Consider the following 22,522-nt stretch of genomic DNA (forward strand, 5'->3'; position numbering starts at 1 on the left):
CCGACCCCGTTTTCCCCACCCCAAAGCTCTCCTAGACCATGCTCCGTATCCGCTCTCTCTTTGCCGGGCTCGTGTGTGCACTGGCTGTGTCCGCTGCTGCTGCAGCCGCGCCGCAAGCTACGTCAACCCAGCGCGTGCAGTTCAAAACGTCGATGGGCAACTTCACCGTCGAGGTCTATCCGGACAAGGCCCCTAAGACCGTCGCCAACTTCCTGCAATACGTGAAGGACGGCTTCTACAAGGGCACGATCTTCCACCGCGTGATGGATGGCTTCATGATCCAGGGCGGCGGCTTCACGCCCGACATGAAGCAGAAAGACACGCGCCCGCCCGTTGAGATCGAATCGAAGAACGGCCTGAAGAACGACAAGTACACGATCGCCATGGCTCGCACCATGGACCCGAACTCCGCCACCGCGCAGTTCTATGTGAACGTGGTCGACAACAACATGCTGAACTACCCTGGTCAGGACGGTTACGGCTATACCGTCTTCGGCAAGGTGGTCGACGGCACCGACACCATCGACAAGATCAAAGCGGTGGAAACCACCACCAAGTTCCCGCACCAGAATGTGCCCGTGAAGCCGATCACGATTGAATCGGCCAGCATCGTCACCAAGTAACGCCCGAGCAACACCCAAGCAACGCATTCCGCAATACCCCAAGGAACTCACCATGACCCAAGTCAAGCTGCACACCAACCACGGCGACATCACCCTGGCCCTGGACGCCGAAAAGGCACCCAAGTCGGTTGCCAACTTCGTCGCCTATGTGAAGGACGGCCACTACAACGGCACGGTGTTCCACCGCGTCATCAAGGGCTTCATGATCCAGGGCGGCGGTTTCGAGCCGGGCGAGAAAATGAGCCAGAAGCCCACCAAGGCCCCGATCGACAACGAAGCCAACAACGGCCTGAAGAACGAGCGTGGCGCCATTGCCATGGCACGTACCAACGATCCGCACTCGGCTACGGCCCAGTTCTTCATCAACACGGTCGACAACGACTTCCTGAACCACACCTCGCCGACGCCGCAAGGCTGGGGCTACGCCGTGTTCGGCAAGGTGACCGAGGGCATGGACGTGGTCGACAAGATCCGCTCGGTGCGCACCGGCAACCGCGGCTTCCACCAGGACGTGCCGATGGAAGACGTGGTCATCGAAAGCGCTGAAGTGATCGAATGATCGACACGGCGCACGCCTCACAGGCATCCGCGCTGAAGACACCGGTCCGGGTTTCCGGGCCGGTGTTTTTTATTTCGGATCTGCACCTGACGGCCAGCATGCCGGCCACCGCCGCCGCGTTCGAGCGCTTCCTGCGCACGCGCGCACGCGAGGCACGCACGCTCGTCATCCTGGGTGACTTCTTCGAATACTGGGTCGGCGATGAAGAGCTCGCCGATCCGTTTCATCAGCACGTCGCCAACCTGCTCGCCGAACTGGCGAAGGCCGGCACACGCGTGCTGTTCATGCACGGCAATCGCGATTTCCTGCTCGGCAAGCGCTTCCTGGCTGCCGCGCATGCAACGCTGTTGCCCGATCCCAGCGTGCTGGAAGTCGATGGCCAACGCATCGCCCTCGCCCACGGCGATGCCCTATGCACACGCGACGTGGCCTACATGCGCTTTCGACACTGGACGCGCAAGCGCTGGGTGCAACGGATATTTCTGACGATGCCGCTGCGCTGGCGGCTGAAGATCGCGCAGAAGATGCGAGCGGAAAGCGAAGCCGGCCGCGCCATGTCCGCCAATGTGGCCGGCGAACCGCGCGCCGCCGCGATGATGGGCGACGTGGCCCCGGAAGCCGTCGATGCGCTGTTCAAGGCCGCAGGCACGCCCACGCTGATCCACGGCCACACGCATCGCCCGCAACGGCACCACGAGCCGAGCGGTGAACGCTGGGTGCTCTCCGATTGGGATTTCGATCAGGCGCAGCCGCGTGGCAGCTTCCTCAAGCTGCAAGACGATGCACTGACGGTCGAGCAAGTGACAGCATAGGCTGCCGTCACCCGCCCTCCTTACTTCAGCATCCGCTTCAGCTCACTCGCATCGAACGGATCGTTCGGCGAGTTCTCCAGGTGCGCGCCCAGCCGGTCCAGCGCAGAAAGGATCGACTCGATGCGTTCCTGCTGAAGCTCGCTGTGGTCGATCAACCGCTTGAGCGCCAGCGACACCGGATCGTCCGCATCCGGCGTGATGCCGTAGGCCGAGAACTCCTGCTTGAGCGCCGACGGGGCCTCGGTGGCCACATCGCGTTCGATGATGCGCGCCGGAATGCCCACCGCCGTCGCGCCCGGCGGCACCGGCTTGAGCACCACCGCGTTGGACCCAACGCGCGCGCCATCCCCGATGACAAAGCCGCCGAGCACCTTGGCACCCGCGCTCACCACCACGCCCTTGCCGAGCGTCGGGTGGCGCTTGGCGCCCTTGTACAGCGAGGTGCCGCCCAGCGTTACGCCTTGGTAGATCGTGCAGTCGTCGCCGATCTCGGCCGTCTCGCCAATCACAACACCCATACCGTGATCGATGAATACACGCCGGCCGACAGTCGCGCCCGGGTGGATCTCGATACCGGTCAAAAAGCGCCCGAGGTGCGAGAACCACCGCCCCAGCAGCTTGAAGCCGCCGTGCCAACACGCATGTGCAACCCGATGGATGACGATGGCATGCAGACCCGGATAGCAGGTCAGCACTTCCCAGCGGCTGCGCGCGGCCGGGTCTCGCTCCATGATGGCGCGGATATCTTCGCGGGTGCGTGTGAACATCTTGGGTCGTGTGTGAAGCGTTATATCTATATGCGCAATGCGCTGAGGGCAGTGTAAGGCATTCCCTTGACCTTCTACGGCAAGGGTTTTCGCCCGACATGCATGGGGATGCCGCCCTGCTTGGTCAACAACGGGCGGCTTCTGGGAGGTCAGCGACAGTCGTCGGCGGCGCCAGTGGGGGGCGTGACAACCTCGGCGCGGCGGCCGAGCATGCGCTTGGCAATCCCGCGCAGGATGTTGACCTCTTCGGCCTCCAGCTGCGTACGGGCAAACAGCCGCCGCAGGCGCGGCATCAGCTTTTTCGGCTGGGCGGGGTCGAGAAAACCGATCTCGACCAAGCCCTGCTCCAGGTGTTCGAACATGCCGTCGATCTGCTCGGCGGTAGCCGGCTCGCCGACGAAGCCCACGCCGTCCATGCGGGTGTCGCCAGTGCCGGTGTCGGCCAGCAGCGCCATGCGTACTTCATACGCAATCAACTGCACTGCCTGCGAGAGATTGAGCGACGCATACGCCGGGTTGGCAGGAATGTGCGTGACGACGTGGCAGCGCTCCACCACCTCGTTAGGCAAGCCGAAGCGCTCGTTGCCGAAGACGAAGGCAACGGTGGTGTCCGGGGCAGCCAGCAGCGCGGCCACCTCTTCCGCTGCGGCACGCGGACCGATGCGACGCGGGCCGAACTCGCGCGGGCGGGCCGTCAAGGCGATGGTGAGCGAGGCACCGGCCAGTGCCTCGCCAATGTCATCAACCACGCGGGCTCCGGCCAGCACATCATCCGCGCCGCTTGCCATGGCAACGGCATCTGCATGGGACTGGGCTTCGGCTTCGCGCGGGCGCACGAGCACGAAGCTGCCGGACGCGCCAAATCCCATGGTCTTGAGCGCACGTGCCGTCGAGCCGACATTGCCAGGATGGCTGGTCTCGACCAGCACGAAACGGCAACGCGCGGCGCGCTGGCGCAACGTTTCGGGGTCAGCGGGCGCGGCGTTCGGCGTGTTTTCCAGGGCGCTGGGGGCGGGGTTCATATACAATACGGCCACTCTTTTGACGGCGGGATCTTGCCCGCCGCTCGTTCTTCTACAATTCGCTGTGTTGTTCGCCTGCCGCCAAAAAAGCGCGCTGGCGCGGAGATCCGTCATGCATCCGATGCTCAATATCGCCGTCCGGGCTGCTCGTAAGGCCGGCACCATCATCAACCGCGCGTCCTTCGACGTCGATAGCCTGCGCACCGAGCGCAAACAACACAACGATTTCGTCACCGAAGTCGATCGCGCAGCTGAAGCCGCGATCATCGAAGTCATCAAGACTGCATACCCCGATCACGCGATTCTAGCGGAAGAGTCCGGCCAATCCTGGGCCGATGGCGAAACCGTGAGCGAAAACGTCTGGGTGATCGACCCGCTGGACGGCACCACTAACTTCATCCACGGCTTCCCGCAATACTGCGTGTCGATCGCGCTGATGCAGCGTGGCGTGGTCACGCAAGCCGTGGTGTACGACCCGACGCGCGACGAACTCTTTACCGCTTCCAAGGGCGCGGGCGCTTTCCTGAACAACCGCCGCATCCGCGTCACGCGCCGCGACAAGCTGGCAGACTGCCTGATCGGCACTGGCTTCCCATACCGCGACATGGAGGGCCTGTACGACTACACCCGCCTGTTTACCACGATGACGGAAAACTGCGCCGGCCTGCGTCGCCCGGGTGCTGCTGCGCTGGACCTGGCCTACGTGGCCTGCGGCCGTCTCGACGGCTTCTTCGAGCAAGGCATCAACGCGTGGGACATGGCCGCCGGCTCGCTGCTGATCACGGAATCGGGCGGCCTGGTTGGCAACTACTGCGGCGAAGCCGGCTACCTGGACCAGGGCGAAATCCTGGCCGGCAACCCAAAGGCCTTCGTGCAGATGCTCAAGATCACAACGCCGTTCTCGCGGTCGAAGGCATCGGAATAAGCCCGCCCTGCCGGAAAGTAAAAAAGCCCGCTAGAAAGCGGGCTTTTTTGCTGCTGCGGTTTCGTTACTTCTTGGCTGCCGGCGGCTCGTTCGGTGCGAAGCTCAGCGACGGCAGCTCAGCCTGCGCTTTTTCCGGCGTTTCCAGCTCCGGCACAACACGGCCGACGATCAGACCCAGCGACGGCGAGGTGCGCACGTACTTGGTCTCACCCGCGTCCAGCGCGAAGCTCAGCGTCTTCTCGGTCTCGGTTGCGGTCGACACAACGTACTTGCCCGCAGGGCGATCCACGAAGAAGAAGCCACCCGGCTTGGACTGCCCCACCACTTCGCTGTTGAGCTTGATGTCCGGTTGCAGTGCGGCGCCGATCAGCGACGACGAGCGGAAGAAGTACACGCGGCCCTGGTCCTGCTTGATCGTCGGGATGGTCGAAGCCATCTCGGAATACTTCACGCCCGAGGCGCACCCTGCCATAAGGACGGTGATACCAATGGCCGAAGCCAGTGCGCGCAAAACTCCCTTCATTGTGGTTCTCCTGTTGTGATTGGAACGGCTTTGGAAAGCGGGGAATACGCCTGCTCGCCCGGCAGGTAGAACCCGACCAGACGTTGATCAGCGATGACGAGATAGGCTTCATGAACCTGGCGGCCTTCGATCGTGAAGATTGTGCCAACCGGGCGATACACCGCGCCTTGGGACAGCGTGCCCACACGCTGCCAGTTGGAGCCTGCCGCGAGCGTGCGCGTGTAGCCCGTCTCCAGGCGAATCTCGGTGGGCGTTTTCAGTTGGAGGCGCGACGAGCCTGTCGCGTTATCGGTGGCCAGCGTGGCCGGTGCGGTGGATACCATCGGCGCACAGGCGCCAAGGGCGGCTACGGCAATGCATGCCGCAACCACATGCAACATGGGCTTTCGCACAACTCACTCCCTGATCTTGTCTTGTTATGGGTGCCACGTGATGCGGCCCTTTCGGGGAGCGATCTTAGTGAAGTGCCGTAAAGGTGACATCCCCCCGAGTCTGATTTTTCGAGGGGATGACGATGCAATTTTCTAAAGGCTGATTTAAGCGATTTTTAGCCGGCGGCATCTGGCGCACTGACCACGACCAACACTTCCGCCTGTTCCACCCCTACCGAACGCGTCCGATGCGGAATGCGCGCATCGAACACCACGGAATCGCCCACCGCCAGCAGCACGGTCTGGCCGGCAAAGGCGACTTCCACTTCGCCGCGATGGATGAACAGCAGCTCCTCGCCGTCGTGCTCCTTGAATGGCGACGCGCTGAAATCGGCGGGTGGATAGATCACGAACGGCAGCAGCGTCTTGCCGCTGCGTTGCGTGGCAATCCCCTCGTACAGCGGCTGCGTGCCGGCGTTGCCAACGCGCGTGCGCTCGTCCGCCCGGACGATGGTGATGGCGGCGGACGAAGCGGTCTCGCCAAACAAGTCTTCGGTGGGCACACCGAGCGCCTGCGCCAGCTTCATCGCCACGGCAATCGACGGCACCGAAACCCCGCGCTCGACCTTGGAGAGGTAGCTCTTGGTCAGGCCGGTGCGTTCGGCCAGGGTCTCAAGCGTCCAGCCGTGGTTCTTGCGCAGCGGTTTCAGGCGTACGGTCATGGGGACGATCGTGTCATTGGTATCGCCAAGATTGTCACATATGACACCTTGTGTCATACAATGCAAACCTGCCGATCCTTCTTGCCTGGCCATGAAAACCGCCCTCGCCTTGCGCCACGTTCCGTTCGAGCATCTCGGCATCCTGCAGCCGCTGTTGGAGGCTCGCGGCTATGCGGTGCGCTATGTGGACGTGGGGGTGCAATCCGTGCCGGCCGGTGACATGGCCACGGCCGATTTGCTGATCGTGCTGGGCGGCCCCATCGGCGCGTATGACGATGCGACGTATCCGTTCGTGCGCGGCGAGGCGGAGGCCGTTGCGCAACGGCTGGCGGCGCGCAAGCCGCTGCTCGGCATTTGTCTGGGCGCGCAGTTGATGGCGCGAGCGCTGGGTGCTGCGGTCAAGCCGATGGGCGTGAAGGAGATCGGCTTTGCGCCCATCACGCTCACCGCCGAGGGTGAAGATTCGCCGCTCGCGCCGCTGGCCGACGGCACGCCGGTGCTTCACTGGCATGGTGACCGCTATGACCTGCCGCCCGGTGCGCGACGGCTTGCGTTCACAGCGGTCTGCGCAGAGCAGGCCTTCGCCATCGGCGATCACGCGCTCGGCCTGCAATTCCACCTGGAAGCGAATCTGGATGAACTGGAGGCGTGGCTGATCGGCCACGCAGCGGAACTCGGCGCGGCGGGCATCGACCCATGCACGTTGCGTGCACAAGCGCCGGCAATTGCTGAACGTCTGGCGCGGTGCGCTCGCGCTGTGTTCACCGCCTGGCTCGATCGCGCGGAGGCGGCATGACGTTGCCCGCGCCCATCCGCATCGACACGATCCTCACCGGCCGCGCTGTCGACTACACGCGCCCCGGCTCACGCAGCGCCATCGACAAGCACCCCGTGACCGATGCGGTGCAGGTGGACATCAACGGCATCCTCGGCGACGAACAAGGCGACCTGCGTGTGCATGGCGGCCCCGACAAGGCGATCCACCACTACCCGTTCGACCACTACGCCGCGTGGCGGGCAGATATCGGTGCGCTGCCGGTGCTCGCGCAACCCGGCGCGTTTGGCGAGAACCTGAGCACCACCGGCATCACCGAAGCGGACATCTGCGTGGGCGACCGCCTGCGCGTGGGCAACGTGGTGCTGGAAGTGTCGCAACTGCGCCAGCCATGCTGGAAGCTCAACGACCGTTTCGACACGCGCGACATGGCGCGCCGCGTACAACACACAGGCCGCACAGGCTGGTACTACCGGGTACTGGAAGGCGGCACGCTGCGAGCGGGCGACACGCTTGCATGGCTCGAACGCCCGTGGCCGCAATGGCCATTGGCGCGTGTGCTGGACGTGCTCTATCGCAACATGCTGGATCGCGCCGCGCTGGAAGACATGGCGGCGCTGCCGCTCACGCCGTCGTGGCGCAAGCTCGTGGAAGGCCGCCTCGCGCGTGGCGAGGTGGAGAGCTGGGCCAAGCGCATTGATGGCCCAGCGAGTACTACGCCCTGATCAGAAGGTTTCCCAATCGGCATCAGAACCGCCACCAGCCACGGCCAGCGGCGGCTTCTTGGCAGGCGTGGGAGTCGTTGCGAGGGAGGTCGTCGGCGGAACAACCAACTTCGGTTCACGCTTACGAACCACTGGGCTCGGTGACTTGACGGGCTTGGCCGGCTTGACGGCCGTGGCTGTTGCGGCAGCAGGCTTGGCGGGTTTCGCCAGCTGGGATGCTGCAAACGCGACCGTCTCGGCACCATCCAAGCGGAACTGCGATACCACCTGCGTGAGGTTCTTCGCCTGCTCTTCGAGCGACTGCGCGGCGGCGGCAGCCTCTTCCACCAGCGCGGCATTCTGCTGCGTCACCTGCTCCATCTCTGACACGGCTTGGCCGATCTGCATGATGCCCTGCGTCTGCTCGGCCGATGCCGCAGCAATGTCTTCGACGATGTTGGCAACGCGGCGCACAGCTTCCACCGTCTCGGTAATCGTCTCCCCCGCCTGCGACACCTGCGTGTGGCCGGCCTGCACGCGCGAGACCGAATCGTCGATCAGCGTCTTGATTTCCTTGGCAGCGGCCGCACTGCGCTGGGCCAGCGCACGCACCTCGCCGGCCACCACGGCAAACCCGCGGCCCTGCTCGCCGGCACGCGCGGCTTCCACGGCGGCGTTAAGCGCAAGGATGTTGGTCTGGAAAGCGATGCCGTCAATCACACCGATGATGTCAGCCATCTTGCGCGAGCCCGCGCTGATGTCGTCCATGGTGGCCACCACGCCGCGTACCACCTCACCGCCACGCGACGCCAGATCGGCGGCGTTCGAGGCAAGTGCACTGGCTTGACGGGCGCTCTCGGAGTTGTTGCTGACGGTGGACGTCATCTGCTCCATGCTGGCCGCTGTCTTCTCCAGCGAGGCCGATTGCTGCTCGGTGCGTGTGGACAGATCGAGGTTACCGCTGGCGATTTCATGCGCGCCGGTGTTAACCGAATCCGAACTGCTGCGTACTTGGCGCACGGTATTCACCAAGCTCTCGCGCATGCGTGCCACCGCCGCCAGCAGGCGACCAAGTTCATTGCGGCCACCGGTCTCAACATGGACTGCCAGATCGCCCTCGGCCACGCGTGAGAGCACCGTCACCGCTTCATTGAGCGGCGTGATCACGAAGGCCCTGAGCGCGTAGAACACAGCCACGATCAGCGCCAGCGCCATGGCGATGCCCAGCGCAACGAACTTGAGGATCGTCTCGTAGCGCGCGCGACCACCATCGGCCTGGTCCTTGGCCAGCTTCTTGACGAGTTGCTGGAAGTTTTCAATCTGGGTCGACCAGGCTGCGCCCGTGTCGGTCACGTCCTTGTAGTTGAGGGGCGCATAGGCCGCAGCGTCGCCGGCACGCAGTGCTGCCAGGGCGCGCTGGACGGCTTCGATGTGCGTTTGCGCAGCCTGCACGATCGACTGGCGCAGCGCATCGTCCACACCCTCGATGGGTGGCGCGTTCTTGAACGCTTCCACCTGCGCGATGGACTTCTTCAGGCCCTTCTCCGAGCTTTCAAGCGCGGCGGTCTTGGCGGCATCGTCCATGTTCTCGCGCAGCACGCTGTACAGGCGCGACATACCGGTGCGCGCACGTTGCATGTCCTTGTAGGCGTCGTTCAGGAGCATGCTGCGATCCGAGATGTCATGCACACGCTCGGTCGCGGCATTGGTCGTGCGCAGTGCGATCACGCCAACGGCAGCCCCGACCACGATCATCAGCGCGAAGGTGATCAGAATCGCCAAGAGGCCAGCGCGCACGCTGGTGTTCTTCAGAACGCGGTCCATCTTTGTCTCCAGAGCCCGGTCAGCACACGATTGCGCCGCGCCGGAAGCAGGTGCGCCATGGCGCCCGCAAGATCAGCGAAGGGAATCGATCAGAAGGTTTCCCAATCGGAATCGTCGCCGGCGGCCACCAGTGGCTTGGGCTTCGCAAGGCTGGCGGGGGCAGCAACAGATGCTGCAACCGCCGGTTTGTCGATCGGCTTGCCTGCCGCCTTGCGCAGCAGCGGTGCCTTGCGCGGCGTCAGCTTTGGCTTGGCCGCGTCAGCGCTCGGCTTGGCAGGTTCTCGGCGTGGCGCTTCGGCCTTGGGTGCAGCCGGCGCTACCGGTGCAACAGGTGCGACGGTCGATTCAATCTTGGCAACCATCGCCGGCGCACGCAGCGCGTGGGCATCCAGGCGGAACTGCGCAACCACTTGCGTCAGACTCACGGCCTGCTCTTCCAGCGATTGCGCAGCAGCGGCCGCCTCTTCCACCAGCGCGGCGTTCTGCTGCGTGGCGTCGTCAAGCTGGGTAACGGCGTGGCTCACTTCTTCAATGCCCGAGCGCTGCTCCTGGCTCGCGGAGGAAATCTCGCCCACGATGTCCGTCACGCGCTTCACGCTCGCAACGATCTCGCGCATGGTCGTGCCGGCTTCTTCCACCAGCGCGCTGCCTGCATCCACGTTGATGACGGAATCGTCGATCAACGCCTTGATCTCCTTGGCCGCCGCCGCACTGCGCTGCGCGAGGCTGCGCACCTCGCCAGCAACAACGGCAAAACCACGGCCCTGCTCGCCGGCACGTGCGGCTTCCACAGCGGCATTGAGCGCGAGGATGTTGGTCTGGAAGGCGATGCCATCAATCACGCCGATGATGTCGACGATCTTGCGCGACGACGCGTTGATCGAGCCCATCGTCTCCACCACGCGCGTCACCACTTCGCCGCCGCGCACTGCCACGTCAGATGCGGATACGGCAAGCTGGTTGGCCTGCTGTGCGTTGTCGGCGTTCTGCTGCACCGTCGACATCAGCTCTTCCATGGCCGAGGCTGTCTCTTCCAGCGAGCTGGCCTGCTGTTCGGTGCGCGACGACAGATCCAGGTTGCCGCTGGCGATTTCGCGCGTGGCCGTGCCGATGGTGTCCGACGCGCCCTTGATGCGGCCGATGGTCTGCACCAGCGCGCCGCGCATGCGGCCCATGGCGTACAACAGGCTGTGGTTGTCGTCGGCGCGGGTGTTGATCTCCACCGTCAGGTCACCGCCGGCAATGCGGTTGGCCACGTCGGCCGCGTAGGTGGGGTCACCGCCCAGCGTGCGCTGCAGGCTGCGGTTGGCGACACTCGCCAGCGCCACCAGCGCCAAGGCCACGAGCACCAGCAAGCCGCCCGTCTGGTACAGCGAGGTCATGAACGCGGCGTTGATGTCGTCCATGTATACGCCGGTCGAGAACACCCAGTCCCACGGTTCATAGCGGATGGCGAAGGCGGTCTTGGGCACCGGCTCCGTGCCGCCGACTTTCGGCCAGACGTAGCTGGTGAATCCACCTGCCGGGTCTTTGGCAGCGCCGGTCAGGAGGACGTACACAGCGTTGCCCTGCGCGTCTTTGAAGCCAGATTGGTCTTTGCCGATGAACTCCGGCTTGATCGGGTGCATGACCACCACGTTGCTGGAACTGGTGATGGTGAAGTAGCCGTCCTTGCCATAGCGCAGCGCCTTGAAGCGGTCCAGCGCCTGCTTCTGCGCCTCGTCCTTGGTCAGTGCGCCACTCTTGGCCAGATCGTCGTACTGCTTGGCCAGGTTCATGGCCATGGTGCTGACGCTCACAAGGTTGTTCTTGCGTTCCTCGATGCGGATCTCGCGCGCCTGGTAGGCGTTGAACACCGAGATCAAGGTCAGCGCGATCAGGCTGATCACCAGCGGCAGCCAAAGCTTTTGGCGGAAGCTGAGCTTACTCATTCCAGAGTCTCCGGAGTGGGAATCGATTGCGCAATGTGCGCAATACGTCTCCCTATGGTTTTAGAGTTCCGGATGGTCTATCGGCACCGTATTCACCAATCTTGAGTAGTCCGCATAGGCAAGCAGTCAGGCGCAGGTGGCGAGCACCCCAATGGTCAGCACGGTCGAGACGCGCGTGACTTTGCAAAAATGTCCGCCTTGTGCAGAATATTCTTGACTAGAAATTGACAATCAACGATGAAGACCACGCTCGAAGAACTGCTCGCCTTCCGCACGGTGGTGGATACCGGTTCTGTCACGGCCGCTGCCGAGCAGCTTGGCCAGACCGTCTCGGGTGTGAGCCGTGCGCTGCGCAGGCTGGAAGAGAAGCTGGAAACCACCCTGCTGTCGCGCACCACGCGCCGTCTGTCGCTGACCGACGAAGGCACGGTGTTTCTGGCACAGGCGCGGCAGATCCTATCCGCCGTGGATGAGGCCGAAGAGCAGATCGCTCTGCGCCGCCAGCAACCCGCCGGGCGCCTGCGCGTGAATGCCGCCATGCCGTTCATGCTGCACGTGATCGCGCCGCTGGTGCCCGACTTCCGCGCGCAGTATCCGCAGATTGAGCTGGAGTTGAACACCAACGACCTGATCATCGATCTGCTGGAAGAGGACACCGACATCGCCATCCGTATCGGCACACTGCGCGATTCCACGCTACGTGCGCGGCTCATGGGCACCCGCCGGTTGCGCGTGCTGGCAAGCCCCGCGTATCTCAAGGCACATGGCCGGCCGCGCTCGGTAGACGACCTGAAACACCACACCCTGCTTGGTTTCGTGCAGCCGGAATCGCTCAACCAGTGGCCCCTGCGCGGCCCGCACGGCGACCATCTGCGCATCGAGCCTGCGCTCAAGGCATCGAGCGGCGAAACCTTGCGCCAGCTCGCACTGCAAGGCGCCGGCATCGTCTGCCTGGCCGACTTCATGACCGCCGAAGACCGCCGCGCAGGTGATCTCGTACAGGTCTTGCCGGATGCCACGGTCGAGGTGCTGCAACCCATTCACGCGGTCTATTACCGCAACACGCAACTGGCTTCACGCATTGCGTGCTTTCTTGATTTTCTGGAGGCGCGACTTGCCGCCTGACGCCATGACTTCACACGTATTGATCCGCCCCGAAGCCCCTGCTGACGCACAGGCCATCGAAGCCGTCACCATCGCCGCCTTTCGCGAAGCGGAGCACACCAGCCACAACGAGCAGGAAATCGTCCGTGCGCTGCGCGCGGCGGACGCGCTCACTGTTTCGCTTGTCGCCGAGATGGATGGCAACGTTGTCGGGCATGTCGCCACCTCACCTGTATCGATTGCCGATGGCGCACCTGGCTGGTTTGGACTGGGGCCGATTTCCGTGCTGCCTGCATGCCAGGGCAAGGGCGTCGGCGCTGGTCTGATGCACGCTGCGCTGGACGCGTTGCGCAAGCTGGGGGCAGCAGGCTGCGTTGTACTCGGCGACCCGGCTTACTACGGTCGATTCGACTTTCGCGCAGAATCTTCGCTCGTATTTCCAGGCGTGCCGACCGAGTACTTCCAGGCCCTGATCTTCCGGGGCGTGCTGCCCAGCGGTGAAGTCACCTACCACCCCGCGTTCTACGCCTGACGTTCTGCCCCTTCCGTTGCGGACAATTCGCCAGGAAGCCACTGCCCACCTGTGCAACAATTGCGCGATTCAACACCTTCCGCGCGCGATCGATCGATTGCGCGCTAAGCATTGACACCGCATGGCTGAACACTCCGCTCCGGCTCTGGAGATCGACCCGAAATACGGCCCCTTCGACAAGCACACGCCAATGATGCAGCAGTACCTTCGCTTGAAGGCTGGGCATCCGAACACGCTTGTCTTCTATCGCATGGGCGATTTCTACGAGCTCTTCTTCGAAGACGCCGAGAAAGCCTCCCGCCTGCTCGACATCACGCTTACCGCACGCGGCAGCTCCAACGGGCACCCGATCCGCATGGCGGGCATTCCGTTCCACGCTGCCGAGCAATACCTTGCCAAGCTGGTCAAGCTGGGCGAGTCGGTCGCCATCTGCGAGCAGATTGGAGACCCGGCCACCACAAAGGGCCCAGTTGAGCGCAAGGTCGTACGCGTGGTCACGCCTGGCACGTTGACGGATGCGGCGCTGCTGTCCGACAAGGTCAACAACCACCTGCTGGCCATCGCAAACCTGCCAGGCAAGCGCGGCAGCGCACCACTCATCGGCCTTGCATGGCTCAACCTGGTTGGCGGCGAGCTGCGCATGATGGAGTGCAGCCCCGACCAGCTCGAGCGCGAACTCGAACGCATCCGCCCCGCTGAAGTGCTGGCCGATGATGCAACGCTCAACGCCATCCAGATCGACGTTGCCCGCACACGATTGCCCGATTGGCACTTCGACGTGGAAGCCGGCACGCGCCGTCTGCGCGAGCAACTCGGCGTCGCAAGCCTCGTCGCCTTTGGCGCGGAAACGTTGACGGCTGCACTGGCCGCCGCCGGCGCGCTGCTGAACTATGCAGCCGCCACGCAAGGCCAGTCGCTGCGCCACGTGATCGGCCTGACCGTCGAGCATGAGAGCGAATTCATCGGCCTGGACACCGCCACGCGCCGCAACCTGGAATTGACGGAGACGCTGCGCGGTCAGGAATCGCCGACGCTGTTCTCGTTGCTCGATACGTGCGCGACCAGCATGGGCAGCCGCCTGCTGCGCCACTGGCTGCACCATCCGCTGCGCGATCGCGCGGTGCCGCAGGCGCGTCAGCAGGCCATCGAGACCTTGCTCGAAGGCGATTGGCAGACGCTGCGTGCAACGTTGCGCACGCTGTCGGATGTGGAACGCATTACCGGGCGGCTGGCGTTGTTGAGTGCACGCCCGCGCGATCTGTCTTCACTGCGCGATACGCTCGCGCGCCTGCCTGAGATTCGCGAAGAACTCCCGCAGAGCGATGCCGCGCCGCTGCTGGCTGAACTGTATGCAGCGCTCACGCTGCCCGAAGACGCCCACGCCCTGCTGCAGCGCGCCGTGATGGCTGAACCCGCTGCCATGGTGCGTGACGGCGGCGTCATCGCCCGCGGCTACGATGCCGATCTGGACGAGCTGCGCGATATCTCCGAGAACTGTGGCCAGTTCCTCGTCGACCTGGAAGCCCGCGAGCGCGAGCGCACCGGCATCGCCAACCTGCGCGTCGAATACAACCGCGTGCACGGCTTCTATATTGAGGTCACCAACGGCCAGGCAGCCAAGGTGCCCGATGACTACCGCCGCCGCCAAACGCTCAAGAACGCCGAGCGCTACATCACGCCTGAACTGAAAGCGTTTGAAGACAAGGCGCTCTCCGCGCAAGACCGCGCGCTGTCGCGCGAAAAGCTGCTCTACGAAGAGCTGCTGCAGAAGCTGCTGCCGCACCTGGCCGAGTTCAAGCGCATCGCCGCCGCTCTTGCGCAGGCCGACGTGCTGGCCACGCTGGCCGAGCGCGCGTATGCGCTGTCGTGGTCGCGCCCGACGTTGACGGATGCCCCGGGCATCGAACTCGCGCGCGCACGCCATCCCGTGGTCGAACAGCAAGTCGAACAGTTCGTCGCCAACGACTGCGTCCTGCAGGAAGCACGCAAGCTGTTGCTCATCACCGGCCCGAACATGGGCGGTAAATCAACCTTCATGCGCCAGACCGCGCTGGTTGTACTGCTCGCCTACGTGGGCGCGTTCGTACCGGCGGAAGGCGCGACCATCGGCCCGATCGACCGCATCTTCACGCGTATCGGCGCAGCGGATGACTTGGCGGGTGGGCGCTCCACCTTCATGGTCGAGATGACCGAAGCCGCCGCCATCCTGCATCGCGCCACGGCCAACAGCCTGGTGCTGATGGATGAGATCGGGCGTGGAACGAGCACCTTCGATGGTCTCGCACTCGCCTGGGCGATCGCGCGCCATCTGCTGTCGCACAACCGCAGCCACACGCTATTCGCCACGCACTACTTCGAGCTGACACAACTGCCGCAGGAGTTTGCGCAGGCCGCCAACGTGCACCTCTCTGCGGTGGAACACGGCGACGGCATCGTCTTCCTGCACGCCGTGCAAGAAGGCCCCGCCAGCCAAAGCTACGGCCTGCAGGTCGCACAACTGGCGGGCGTGCCGCAGCCGGTCATTCGCGCCGCGCGCAAGCGGCTGGCCTGGCTGGAGCAGCACTCCGCCGATACCGGCGCCACGCCGCAACTCGATCTCTTCGCCCTCGCAGCGGAAACCCCCATCGACGATGAGGATGAAGACGAGACACCCGCCGACGTAGCCAACAGCGCGCTGGCGGATGCAATGGCCGACATCGACCCCGACGACATGACGCCGCGTGAAGCGCTCGACGCGCTGTACCGGCTCAAGGCGTTGTCCAACCCATCTGCCTGATGACCCGGCTCGGCTCGGTTTCGCACACGCTCAAAGGCATCGTCATTGCGTTGGCGATGCTGGCGCCGGTTGCCTCGATGGCGGCCACCGCCGCGCCCAAGGATTCCAAGCCTTCCGCCCCGTCCAGCTTCACCTTTGCGGTCATCGGCAATGTGCCCGAACGCGCCGACGAGGAAGGCCCGGTACGCACGTTGCTCGACGCCATCGACGCCGAACACCCGGCCTTTGTCGTCCACCTGGGCAACCTGAAAGGCCGCGACGAATCCTGCGCGGACCGCCTGCTGGAAGCACGCCACGATCTGCTCGACAGCCTGAGCGCGCCGCTCATCTACATTCCGGGCGACCATGATTGGAGCGACTGCCAGCGCCCCGCCGCTGGCCGCTTCGACCCGATCGAACGTCTGCTGCGCCTGCGCGAGTTGTTCTACCCCGACGACAACACACTCGGTCAGCGCGCCATGACGATCATGCGCCAGTCCGATCAGGTCAAGTTCCGCAGCTACCGCGAGAACACGCGCTGGGAAACCGACGGCGTGCTGTTCGTCACCCTCAACGTGCCTGGCGACAACAACAACTACAAGACCGCCGGCGGCCGCAACGGTGAGTACGAAGACCGCCTCGAAGCCAATCGCCAGTGGCTGGCGCGCGCCTTTGCGGTTGCCCGTCAGCGCAAGGCGCCCGGTGTGGTCATCATGATGCAAGCCGACCCACTGTTCGAAGATGGCTGGGAGCGTCGTCGCGCACCCAACCTGCTGGACGGTCTGCTGCGCCGCCGCCCGCATGACGGTTATCTGGCGCTCAAGCGTCAGTTGCGCACCCTCACGCGCGACTATGACGGCGCCGTCCTGCTCATTCACGGCGCAAGCCAGAGCTTCCTGCTCGACCGCCCGCTCAAGGACGAGGACGGCCGGCCAGACCCGCATGTCATGCGCGCCCGCACGTATGGCTCACCCACGCTTGATCAATGGTTGGAAGTGTCGGTCACACCGGGCCGCATGCCGCTGTTTCACGTACGCGGCCGCCGCGTCGCCAGCGAGCCACTGCCAGAAGCCTCACCCGCACCGGCACAAAACTCGGTGCAATAAAAAACGGGAGCCGAGGCTCCCGTTTCTCATGTGTGCATCAGAATCAGACGATCAGTGCAGCGTGTGCGGCTTGTCGTCGTCTTCGTCTTCGTCAACCACTTCGATGCCGCTTTCGCCGTGCACGTGACCGTGCTCGATCTCTTCGGTAGTGGCTTCACGCACGTCCGTTACCTTCAGTTCGAAGCGCAACGCCATGCCAGCCAGCGGGTGATTGCCATCCAGCACAACCTTGTCTTCCGCCACGTCGGTGACAGTGTAGACAACTGCGTCTTCTTCGTCGCCGTCTTCGGGCACGCCCTCGAACTGCATGCCGACTTCGAGCGGCTCCGGAAAGCGGTCTCGCGGCTCGATCTTGATCAACTCCTGGTCGTACTCGCCGAAAGCGTCATCCGGTTCCAGTTGCAGTTTGGTCTCGAAGCCTTGCTCCTGGCCGTCGAGCGCTTCCTCGATCTTGGGGAACGTGCCATCATAGCCGCCGTGCAAGTACACCATCGGCTCATCGGATTCCTCGATGACGTTGCCCTGCGCGTCGGACAGTTTGTAAGCCACCGACACCACCGTATTCTTCGCGATTTTCAATTGCGCACTCCATGAACGAAGTCCCATTATACGCTGCCGATGGCGGCGTCCAAGGCAGCGCACAAACTGCCCTTCCGGCGGGACGTCCGGCACAGTTGCTGGGCGGTCTATCACCGCGCGATTTCATGCGCACGCACTGGCAGAAGAAGCCGCTGCTGATCCGCCAGGCGCTATCGCCTGAAGAGATGCGTGCGCTGCACTTTCCGCTGTCACCCGAGCGCGTATTGGCCCTGGCTGAACGTCCGGACGTCGAATCCCGCCTGATCGCCCAATCACGCGGGCGCTGGTCGTTCACACAAGGCCCGTTCGACGAACGCCCCCTACCCTCGCGCAAGACGCGTAACTGGTCGGTGCTCGTGCAGGGTGCGAACCTGGTCGAACCCGCGGTTGAAGCGCTCATGCAGCGTTTCCGCTTCATCCCCGACGCGCGGCTCGATGATGTGATGATCAGCTTTGCCACCGACGGCGGCGGTGTCGGCCCGCATTTCGATTCTTACGACGTATTCCTGCTGCAAGCCCATGGCAAGCGGCGTTGGCGCATTTCGGCGCAGGATGACCTCACCCTCGTACCGGACCTGCCGCTCAAGATCCTCGCCAACTTCCAGCCCGAAGAAGAGTTTGTGCTGGAGCCCGGCGACATGCTGTACCTGCCCCCGCACTACGCGCACGACGGCGTGGCCGAGGGTGACTGCATGACGTATTCGATCGGCTTCCGATCACCGTCGTACCGCGAGCTGGCCGGCCACTTCCTCGGCTTCCTGTCGCAGACGCTGGAAGACGACACCAACTTTGAAGGCCGCTACACCGACCCGGAGCAGAAACCCACGGAGCGCCCCGGCGAACTGCCTGCGGCCATGGTCAAGGCGCTCGCACAGAAGCTCAACGCGCTGCGCTGGACGCCCGAGCTTGTCGGCGAATTCCTCGGCGCCTACCTGACCGAGCCGAAGGACCACATCGACTTCATCACACAGCCGCGCCTGCCCCTCGCGCGCTTCACTGCCCGGGCACGCAAGGAAGGCGTCGTGCTGGATGCACGCACACAGGCGCTCTACAGCGGCCAGCACTTCTGGATCAACGGTGACACGTTCGAACCACCGGGTACGCTGCTTGCGTGGCTCTCAGCGTTGTCGGACCAACGCAGCGCCAGCGGAGCATCCGTCGACGCGGCAGCCGATCAGCCGGACCTGATGGACACGCTGCATGCCTGGTATGAAGAAGGTTGGCTGCGTTTGGCAGGGCCGGGTTCGCGCTGATCCGCGTTGAAACAGATCGTTACAAAAGCGCATGAATCCCGTGTGCAGCAAGCCGGACTCAACTACACAGGGTGTGTAAAGGTCGCTATAATCCGTCGCTAGCTTGCTGGCCGGGGTTGCCTTTGTGCAGCTTGGCTGGAAGCACAGAAGAAGGTGTAGTTCCAGAGCGATAATTACCGGTAATTATTCATCGCGCTTTCTGTTGTCCGCTTTCCATATTCAGTTTAAGGATCGAAAAAATGAAAAAGTCTCTCCTGATCGCCTCGCTGATGGCTGCTGTGGCTCTGGCTGCTTGCGGTAAGAAGGAAGAAGCTGCTGCTCCGGCTGCTGCTCCGGAAGCTTCGGCTCCGGCCGCTGCACCGGCTGCTCCGGAAGCCTCGGCTCCGGCTGCTGCTCCGGCCGCTTCGGACGCTGCTGCTGCTCCGGCCGCTCCGGCTGCCTCGGACGCTGCTGCTGCTCCGGCTGCAGAAGCTTCGGCTCCGGCTGCCAAGCAATAATCGCGTTTCTCGCGAGACAAAAAAGCCGACCTTCGGGTCGGCTTTTTTCATGGGCGCATGATCGAACAACGTCGTTGCCGTCTCCACTCGCCACTCAAAGTTGTATCTGAATCTTACAGGCCACCCGCACCCGCGTTAGACGGCATACCAGGGCAGCCCCTCCTCCTGATCGGCGATCGGCACATCGCCAGCATCAATGCCCAACGCCACTGCAATTGCCTGGCCCGCCAACAGCGGCGTGTTGTTCTGCTTGGACAAATGCGCAGCCACCACGGTATGCAATGCCGCGTGCCTCACGCGCGCAAGAATCGCGCTGGCGATGTCATTGGCCAAGTGACCGAAATCCCCACCGATACGCTGCTTCAATGACCATGGATACGCCGAGTTGGCCAGCATCTCGCGGTCATGATTGCACTCCAGCACCAGCGCATGCATGTTTTCCAGATGTGCGCACAGGTACTCGGTCGACATGCCGGCGTCCGTCAATACACCGAGGCGCCGCGCACCATCATTGAAGACAAACTGCAGCGGCTCGCGCGCATCGTGCGGCACGGTATACGGCAGGATCTGCAGGTCACCAACGCTGAACATGTCATCGGCACGGCAAAAGCGCACGGCGGCTCGATCGGCACCGCGCAAGTTCACGGTGGCGCGATATGTGCCATGGCTGGTCCAGACCGGGATGTTGTATTTGGCAGCAACCGCATAGGCACTGCCAACATGATCACCATGCTCGTGCGTGACGAGAATGGCGTTGAGGGATTCCGGTGCGCAGCCAAGACGCTCCAGCCGGCGCACGGTTTCGCGGATACCGAATCCGCAGTCAAGCAGGATGCGCGTACTCGTCGTTCCATCCGTGGATTCGACGAGCAGCGCATTTCCTTCACTGCCACTGCCGAGGCTGGCGAATCTCAGTGTCATCGCCCACCCAGGCAGCCGTAACGCATGATGCCGATTACCGCAGTTGCTCGTCGAGCAGCGACAGGATGCGCTTGCCGATGTCGCCGGTCTGTGCCGAGCCGTCGTCGTTCTGCACCAGCACGGTCGACGAGGCGCCGCCGTCCTTGACCACCACGCGGTAACGCTTGGCGCGCTTCAGGTCTTCGATCTTCGTGCCCGAGAACAGGCGCGAGAAGAAGCCCGGCGCATTCGCTTCAGCCTTCGTGTCGGCATAGCGGACGAAGTACACGCCTTGCGAGCGGTCGCGGTCATCCACGGTGAAGTTCACGCGATCGAGCGCCAGACCCACGGTGCGCCATGCACGATCGAAGGGTTCCGGCACGTTGAGCACCGGCTGACCATTCGCCTGCGCCAGCAGCGACGGCCCGGCGGTGCGTGCAGCCTGCACACCTTCGGTAGCCTTCGCGCCCTCTTCCACCGGATGCGCGGCTTGCGTCTGCGCGAGTTTCTGCTGCGCAGCTTCCTTGCTGGCGCCCAGACGCTGCATCAGGCGCGAGAGGAATTCGGCTTCCAGCTCAGGATCTGCCGGACGCGGCGTCCACACAGTCTGGTCCTTGGACGAGCCAACCAGTTGTTCCTGCGCACCGCGATGCGAGATGTAGACCTCGACCGTGCCGTTCGGACCCTTCTCGATACGGGTGCGGAACTTGTCGCGCTCGCCGGTCGAATACAGGCCATCGAACACCTTGCCGACCGTGCGGCGGATGATGTCCTGCGGAATCTTCGCGCGGTTCTCGGCCCAGTCGGTTTCCATGATGCCGGTCTCAGGCGAGTCGATCACCAGAAGGAAGCCGAGTTCTTGCCAATACGTACGCAGCTGCGGCCACAGTGCATCCGGCGTGGTCTTCACCACCAGCCAGCGCTGATTGCCGTCTCGCTCGATGCGCATGTCCGACACAGAGGGCAGCACGTTGCCAGAGCCAGAACCGGGCGTCGTGACCTTAGGGGCCGTCGACGTGTAGGCCGACAGCGTGGTCGTGCCAGTGTCCGGTGCGGCATAGCGGCGATCAGCCTGAACGCTGGTCAGGTCGGGCGGGACCTCCAGCGTCGGGCCCTTCTTGGCCTGCGACTTGTAGTCGATGCGGTCCGGCTGCATCACCTCATTGACGGTATCGCAACCGGAAATCATGGCAACCGACAGCGCGGCCAGCAACAGTTGAGCGGACGTCGCCACAGCCCCGCGACGGGTTTGGAGCAGTTTCATTGACTTGCGATCCTTCAAACGAGAACGATGGCTGGTAAGCCGGTGAACATCAGGAGAGCAGTCCGGCATCCTTCAGGGATGCACGCACCACTTCGTGATACTGAGGAGCCAGCGGCGTCAACGGCAGGCGGATACCGCCCTCCATCATGCCCATGGCTTGCAGGGCCCACTTGACGGGAATCGGGTTCGATTCAACGAACAAGTTCTTGTGCACCGACAACAGTTGCATGTGGATGCGGCGAGCCGTCTCCACGTCGCCGCGCATGGCGGCAGCACACAACTCGTGCATGGCGCGCGGCGCCACGTTGGCGGTGACGGAGATGTTGCCATGACCGCCCAGCAGCATCAGCGCGATGGCAGTCGGATCATCCCCGCTGTAGATCTTGAACGAGGCCGGCGCACCCTTGATGAGCTGTGCGGCACGGTCGATATTGCCGGTGGCTTCCTTCACGCCGATGATGCCCGGCACGTCAGCCAGACGCAGCATCGTTTCAACCGTCATATCGGCAACGGTACGGCCCGGCACGTTGTACAGGATGACCGGCAGATCGACCGCCTCGGCCACCTTGCGAAAGTGCAGGACCATGCCTTCTTGCGTCGGCTTGTTGTAGTACGGGACAACCTGCAGCGAAGCATCGGCGCCCACCTGCTTGGCGTAGGCCGTCAGCTCGATGGCCTCCACGGTGGAGTTGCCACCGGTGCCAGCAATGATCGGGATGCGCTTGTTGGCCTGCTCAACCGCCACGCGGATCAGCTCACGGTGCTCTTCCACCGACACGGTCGGGGATTCACCGCTGGTACCGACGATGACAATGCCATCGGTGCCTTCAGCGATGTGCCAATCGATGAGCTTGCGCAGGGACGGGTAATCAAGGCTGCCGTCCTCGTGCATGGGCGTGACGATGGCGACGAGACTGCCGGAAATCTGGGTCATGGTTTCGAAAGCAAACAAAAGCGTCAACGTAAACAGTCGG

General features: G+C 63.7%; 23 protein-coding genes. 12 read left to right on the forward strand and 11 right to left on the reverse strand.

What is annotated here, in order from left to right; genetic code table 11:
- Nucleotides 1-38: 38 nt before the first annotated feature.
- Genes PI87_RS03000 through PI87_RS03010 form a run of 3 tightly spaced genes read left to right on the forward strand, consistent with a single transcriptional unit; the run spans nucleotide 39 to nucleotide 1,994 of the window.
- Entirely contained in the window at nucleotides 39-623 is a 585-nt protein-coding gene (locus PI87_RS03000) for a peptidylprolyl isomerase (RefSeq protein WP_039596158.1), read from the forward strand.
- 52 nt (nucleotides 624-675) lie between these two features.
- On the forward strand, nucleotides 676-1,182 hold the full coding sequence (locus PI87_RS03005) for a peptidylprolyl isomerase (protein WP_039596159.1): 507 nt from the start codon (nucleotides 676-678) through the stop codon (nucleotides 1,180-1,182).
- Complete coding sequence (locus PI87_RS03010) at nucleotides 1,179-1,994, forward strand: UDP-2,3-diacylglucosamine diphosphatase (RefSeq protein WP_039596160.1); 816 nt, start codon at nucleotides 1,179-1,181, stop codon at nucleotides 1,992-1,994. The genes PI87_RS03005 and PI87_RS03010 overlap by 4 nt, the downstream gene beginning before the upstream one ends.
- 20 nt (nucleotides 1,995-2,014) lie before the next feature.
- On the opposite strand, the gene cysE is transcribed toward PI87_RS03010, so the two are convergent.
- Together cysE and PI87_RS03020 are read right to left on the reverse strand one after the other, a co-directional pair.
- Nucleotides 2,015-2,761, reverse strand: a complete 747-nt coding sequence (cysE, locus tag PI87_RS03015; RefSeq protein WP_039596161.1) for a serine O-acetyltransferase — start codon at nucleotides 2,759-2,761, stop codon at nucleotides 2,015-2,017.
- A gap of 149 nt (nucleotides 2,762-2,910) precedes the next feature.
- Entirely contained in the window at nucleotides 2,911-3,783 is an 873-nt protein-coding gene (locus PI87_RS03020; RefSeq protein WP_039596162.1) for an RNA methyltransferase, read from the reverse strand.
- 112 nt (nucleotides 3,784-3,895) lie between these two features.
- On the opposite strand from PI87_RS03020, the gene PI87_RS03025 reads away from it, so the two are divergent.
- Nucleotides 3,896-4,708, forward strand: a complete 813-nt coding sequence (locus PI87_RS03025; RefSeq protein WP_039596163.1) for an inositol monophosphatase family protein — start codon at nucleotides 3,896-3,898, stop codon at nucleotides 4,706-4,708.
- Nucleotides 4,709-4,772: 64 nt separating this feature from the next.
- Here PI87_RS03025 and PI87_RS03030 read toward each other — a convergent pair whose 3' ends face one another.
- The 3 genes from PI87_RS03030 to PI87_RS03040 form a co-directional block, all read right to left on the reverse strand.
- Nucleotides 4,773-5,231 carry a DUF2846 domain-containing protein gene (locus tag PI87_RS03030; protein ID WP_039596164.1) on the reverse strand — a complete coding sequence of 153 codons (459 nt, stop codon included), beginning with the start codon at nucleotides 5,229-5,231 and terminating at the stop codon, nucleotides 4,773-4,775.
- The gene (locus tag PI87_RS03035; RefSeq protein ID WP_442965452.1) at nucleotides 5,228-5,554 is read right to left on the reverse strand and encodes a hypothetical protein; all 327 of its coding nucleotides are present in this window, start codon (nucleotides 5,552-5,554) and stop codon (nucleotides 5,228-5,230) included. The genes PI87_RS03030 and PI87_RS03035 overlap by 4 nt, the downstream gene beginning before the upstream one ends.
- 224 nt (nucleotides 5,555-5,778) lie before the next feature.
- On the reverse strand, nucleotides 5,779-6,324 hold the full coding sequence (locus tag PI87_RS03040) for a helix-turn-helix domain-containing protein (protein WP_039596166.1): 546 nt from the start codon (nucleotides 6,322-6,324) through the stop codon (nucleotides 5,779-5,781).
- Nucleotides 6,325-6,415: 91 nt separating this feature from the next.
- Here PI87_RS03040 and PI87_RS03045 point away from each other — a divergent pair, with 91 nt between their 5' ends.
- Together PI87_RS03045 and PI87_RS03050 are read left to right on the forward strand one after the other, a co-directional pair.
- Entirely contained in the window at nucleotides 6,416-7,120 is a 705-nt protein-coding gene (locus PI87_RS03045) for a glutamine amidotransferase (RefSeq protein WP_039596167.1), read from the forward strand.
- Nucleotides 7,117-7,824: an MOSC domain-containing protein gene (locus PI87_RS03050; protein ID WP_039596168.1), complete on the forward strand. Its 708-nt coding sequence runs from the start codon at nucleotides 7,117-7,119 to the stop codon at nucleotides 7,822-7,824. The genes PI87_RS03045 and PI87_RS03050 overlap by 4 nt, the downstream gene beginning before the upstream one ends.
- Here the strand turns inward: PI87_RS03050 and PI87_RS03055 are convergent, their stop codons facing one another.
- Nucleotides 7,825-9,627, reverse strand: a complete 1,803-nt coding sequence (locus PI87_RS03055; protein WP_039596169.1) for a methyl-accepting chemotaxis protein — start codon at nucleotides 9,625-9,627, stop codon at nucleotides 7,825-7,827.
- An 89-nt stretch (nucleotides 9,628-9,716) separates the two neighbouring features.
- On the reverse strand, nucleotides 9,717-11,558 hold the full coding sequence (locus PI87_RS03060) for a methyl-accepting chemotaxis protein (RefSeq protein WP_039596170.1): 1,842 nt from the start codon (nucleotides 11,556-11,558) through the stop codon (nucleotides 9,717-9,719).
- A gap of 237 nt (nucleotides 11,559-11,795) precedes the next feature.
- Here PI87_RS03060 and PI87_RS03065 point away from each other — a divergent pair, with 237 nt between their 5' ends.
- The 4 genes from PI87_RS03065 to PI87_RS03080 all read left to right on the forward strand — a co-directional run bounded on the left by PI87_RS03065 (nucleotide 11,796) and on the right by PI87_RS03080 (nucleotide 17,055).
- Complete coding sequence (locus PI87_RS03065) at nucleotides 11,796-12,683, forward strand: LysR family transcriptional regulator (protein ID WP_039596171.1); 888 nt, start codon at nucleotides 11,796-11,798, stop codon at nucleotides 12,681-12,683.
- Between the two features lie 4 nt (nucleotides 12,684-12,687).
- On the forward strand, nucleotides 12,688-13,194 hold the full coding sequence (locus PI87_RS03070) for a GNAT family N-acetyltransferase (RefSeq protein ID WP_039596463.1): 507 nt from the start codon (nucleotides 12,688-12,690) through the stop codon (nucleotides 13,192-13,194).
- 121 nt (nucleotides 13,195-13,315) lie between these two features.
- The gene (gene mutS, locus PI87_RS03075; RefSeq protein ID WP_039596172.1) at nucleotides 13,316-15,970 is read left to right on the forward strand and encodes a DNA mismatch repair protein MutS; all 2,655 of its coding nucleotides are present in this window, start codon (nucleotides 13,316-13,318) and stop codon (nucleotides 15,968-15,970) included.
- Nucleotides 15,970-17,055 (forward strand): metallophosphoesterase family protein, encoded by a 1,086-nt coding sequence (locus PI87_RS03080; RefSeq protein ID WP_039596173.1) that lies wholly within the window; start codon nucleotides 15,970-15,972, stop codon nucleotides 17,053-17,055. Before mutS ends, PI87_RS03080 begins: the two co-directional genes overlap by 1 nt.
- A 51-nt stretch (nucleotides 17,056-17,106) precedes the next feature.
- On the opposite strand, the gene PI87_RS03085 is transcribed toward PI87_RS03080, so the two are convergent.
- Complete coding sequence (locus PI87_RS03085; RefSeq protein WP_039596174.1) at nucleotides 17,107-17,634, reverse strand: FKBP-type peptidyl-prolyl cis-trans isomerase; 528 nt, start codon at nucleotides 17,632-17,634, stop codon at nucleotides 17,107-17,109.
- Between the two features lie 11 nt (nucleotides 17,635-17,645).
- Between PI87_RS03085 and PI87_RS03090 the strand changes: the two genes are divergently transcribed.
- Together PI87_RS03090 and PI87_RS28415 are read left to right on the forward strand one after the other, a co-directional pair.
- A complete protein-coding gene (locus PI87_RS03090; RefSeq protein ID WP_039596175.1) occupies nucleotides 17,646-18,887 on the forward strand; it encodes a ribosomal protein uL16 3-hydroxylase in 1,242 nt (413 codons plus the stop codon).
- 239 nt (nucleotides 18,888-19,126) lie between these two features.
- On the forward strand, nucleotides 19,127-19,384 hold the full coding sequence (locus tag PI87_RS28415) for a hypothetical protein (RefSeq protein ID WP_084209871.1): 258 nt from the start codon (nucleotides 19,127-19,129) through the stop codon (nucleotides 19,382-19,384).
- A 135-nt stretch (nucleotides 19,385-19,519) separates the two neighbouring features.
- Here the strand turns inward: PI87_RS28415 and PI87_RS03095 are convergent, their stop codons facing one another.
- The 3 genes from PI87_RS03095 to dapA are packed head-to-tail and all read right to left on the reverse strand — an operon-like array spanning nucleotide 19,520 to nucleotide 22,482.
- The gene (locus PI87_RS03095) at nucleotides 19,520-20,305 is read right to left on the reverse strand and encodes an MBL fold metallo-hydrolase (protein WP_039596176.1); all 786 of its coding nucleotides are present in this window, start codon (nucleotides 20,303-20,305) and stop codon (nucleotides 19,520-19,522) included.
- Between the two features lie 34 nt (nucleotides 20,306-20,339).
- On the reverse strand, nucleotides 20,340-21,548 hold the full coding sequence (gene bamC, locus PI87_RS03100) for an outer membrane protein assembly factor BamC (RefSeq protein ID WP_039596177.1): 1,209 nt from the start codon (nucleotides 21,546-21,548) through the stop codon (nucleotides 20,340-20,342).
- 49 nt (nucleotides 21,549-21,597) lie between these two features.
- Nucleotides 21,598-22,482 (reverse strand): 4-hydroxy-tetrahydrodipicolinate synthase, encoded by an 885-nt coding sequence (dapA, locus tag PI87_RS03105; protein ID WP_039596464.1) that lies wholly within the window; start codon nucleotides 22,480-22,482, stop codon nucleotides 21,598-21,600.
- Nucleotides 22,483-22,522 lie beyond the last annotated feature (40 nt).

Origin of the sequence: Ralstonia sp. A12, assembly GCF_000801955.1 — a bacterium.
GTDB lineage: Bacteria > Pseudomonadota > Gammaproteobacteria > Burkholderiales > Burkholderiaceae > Ralstonia.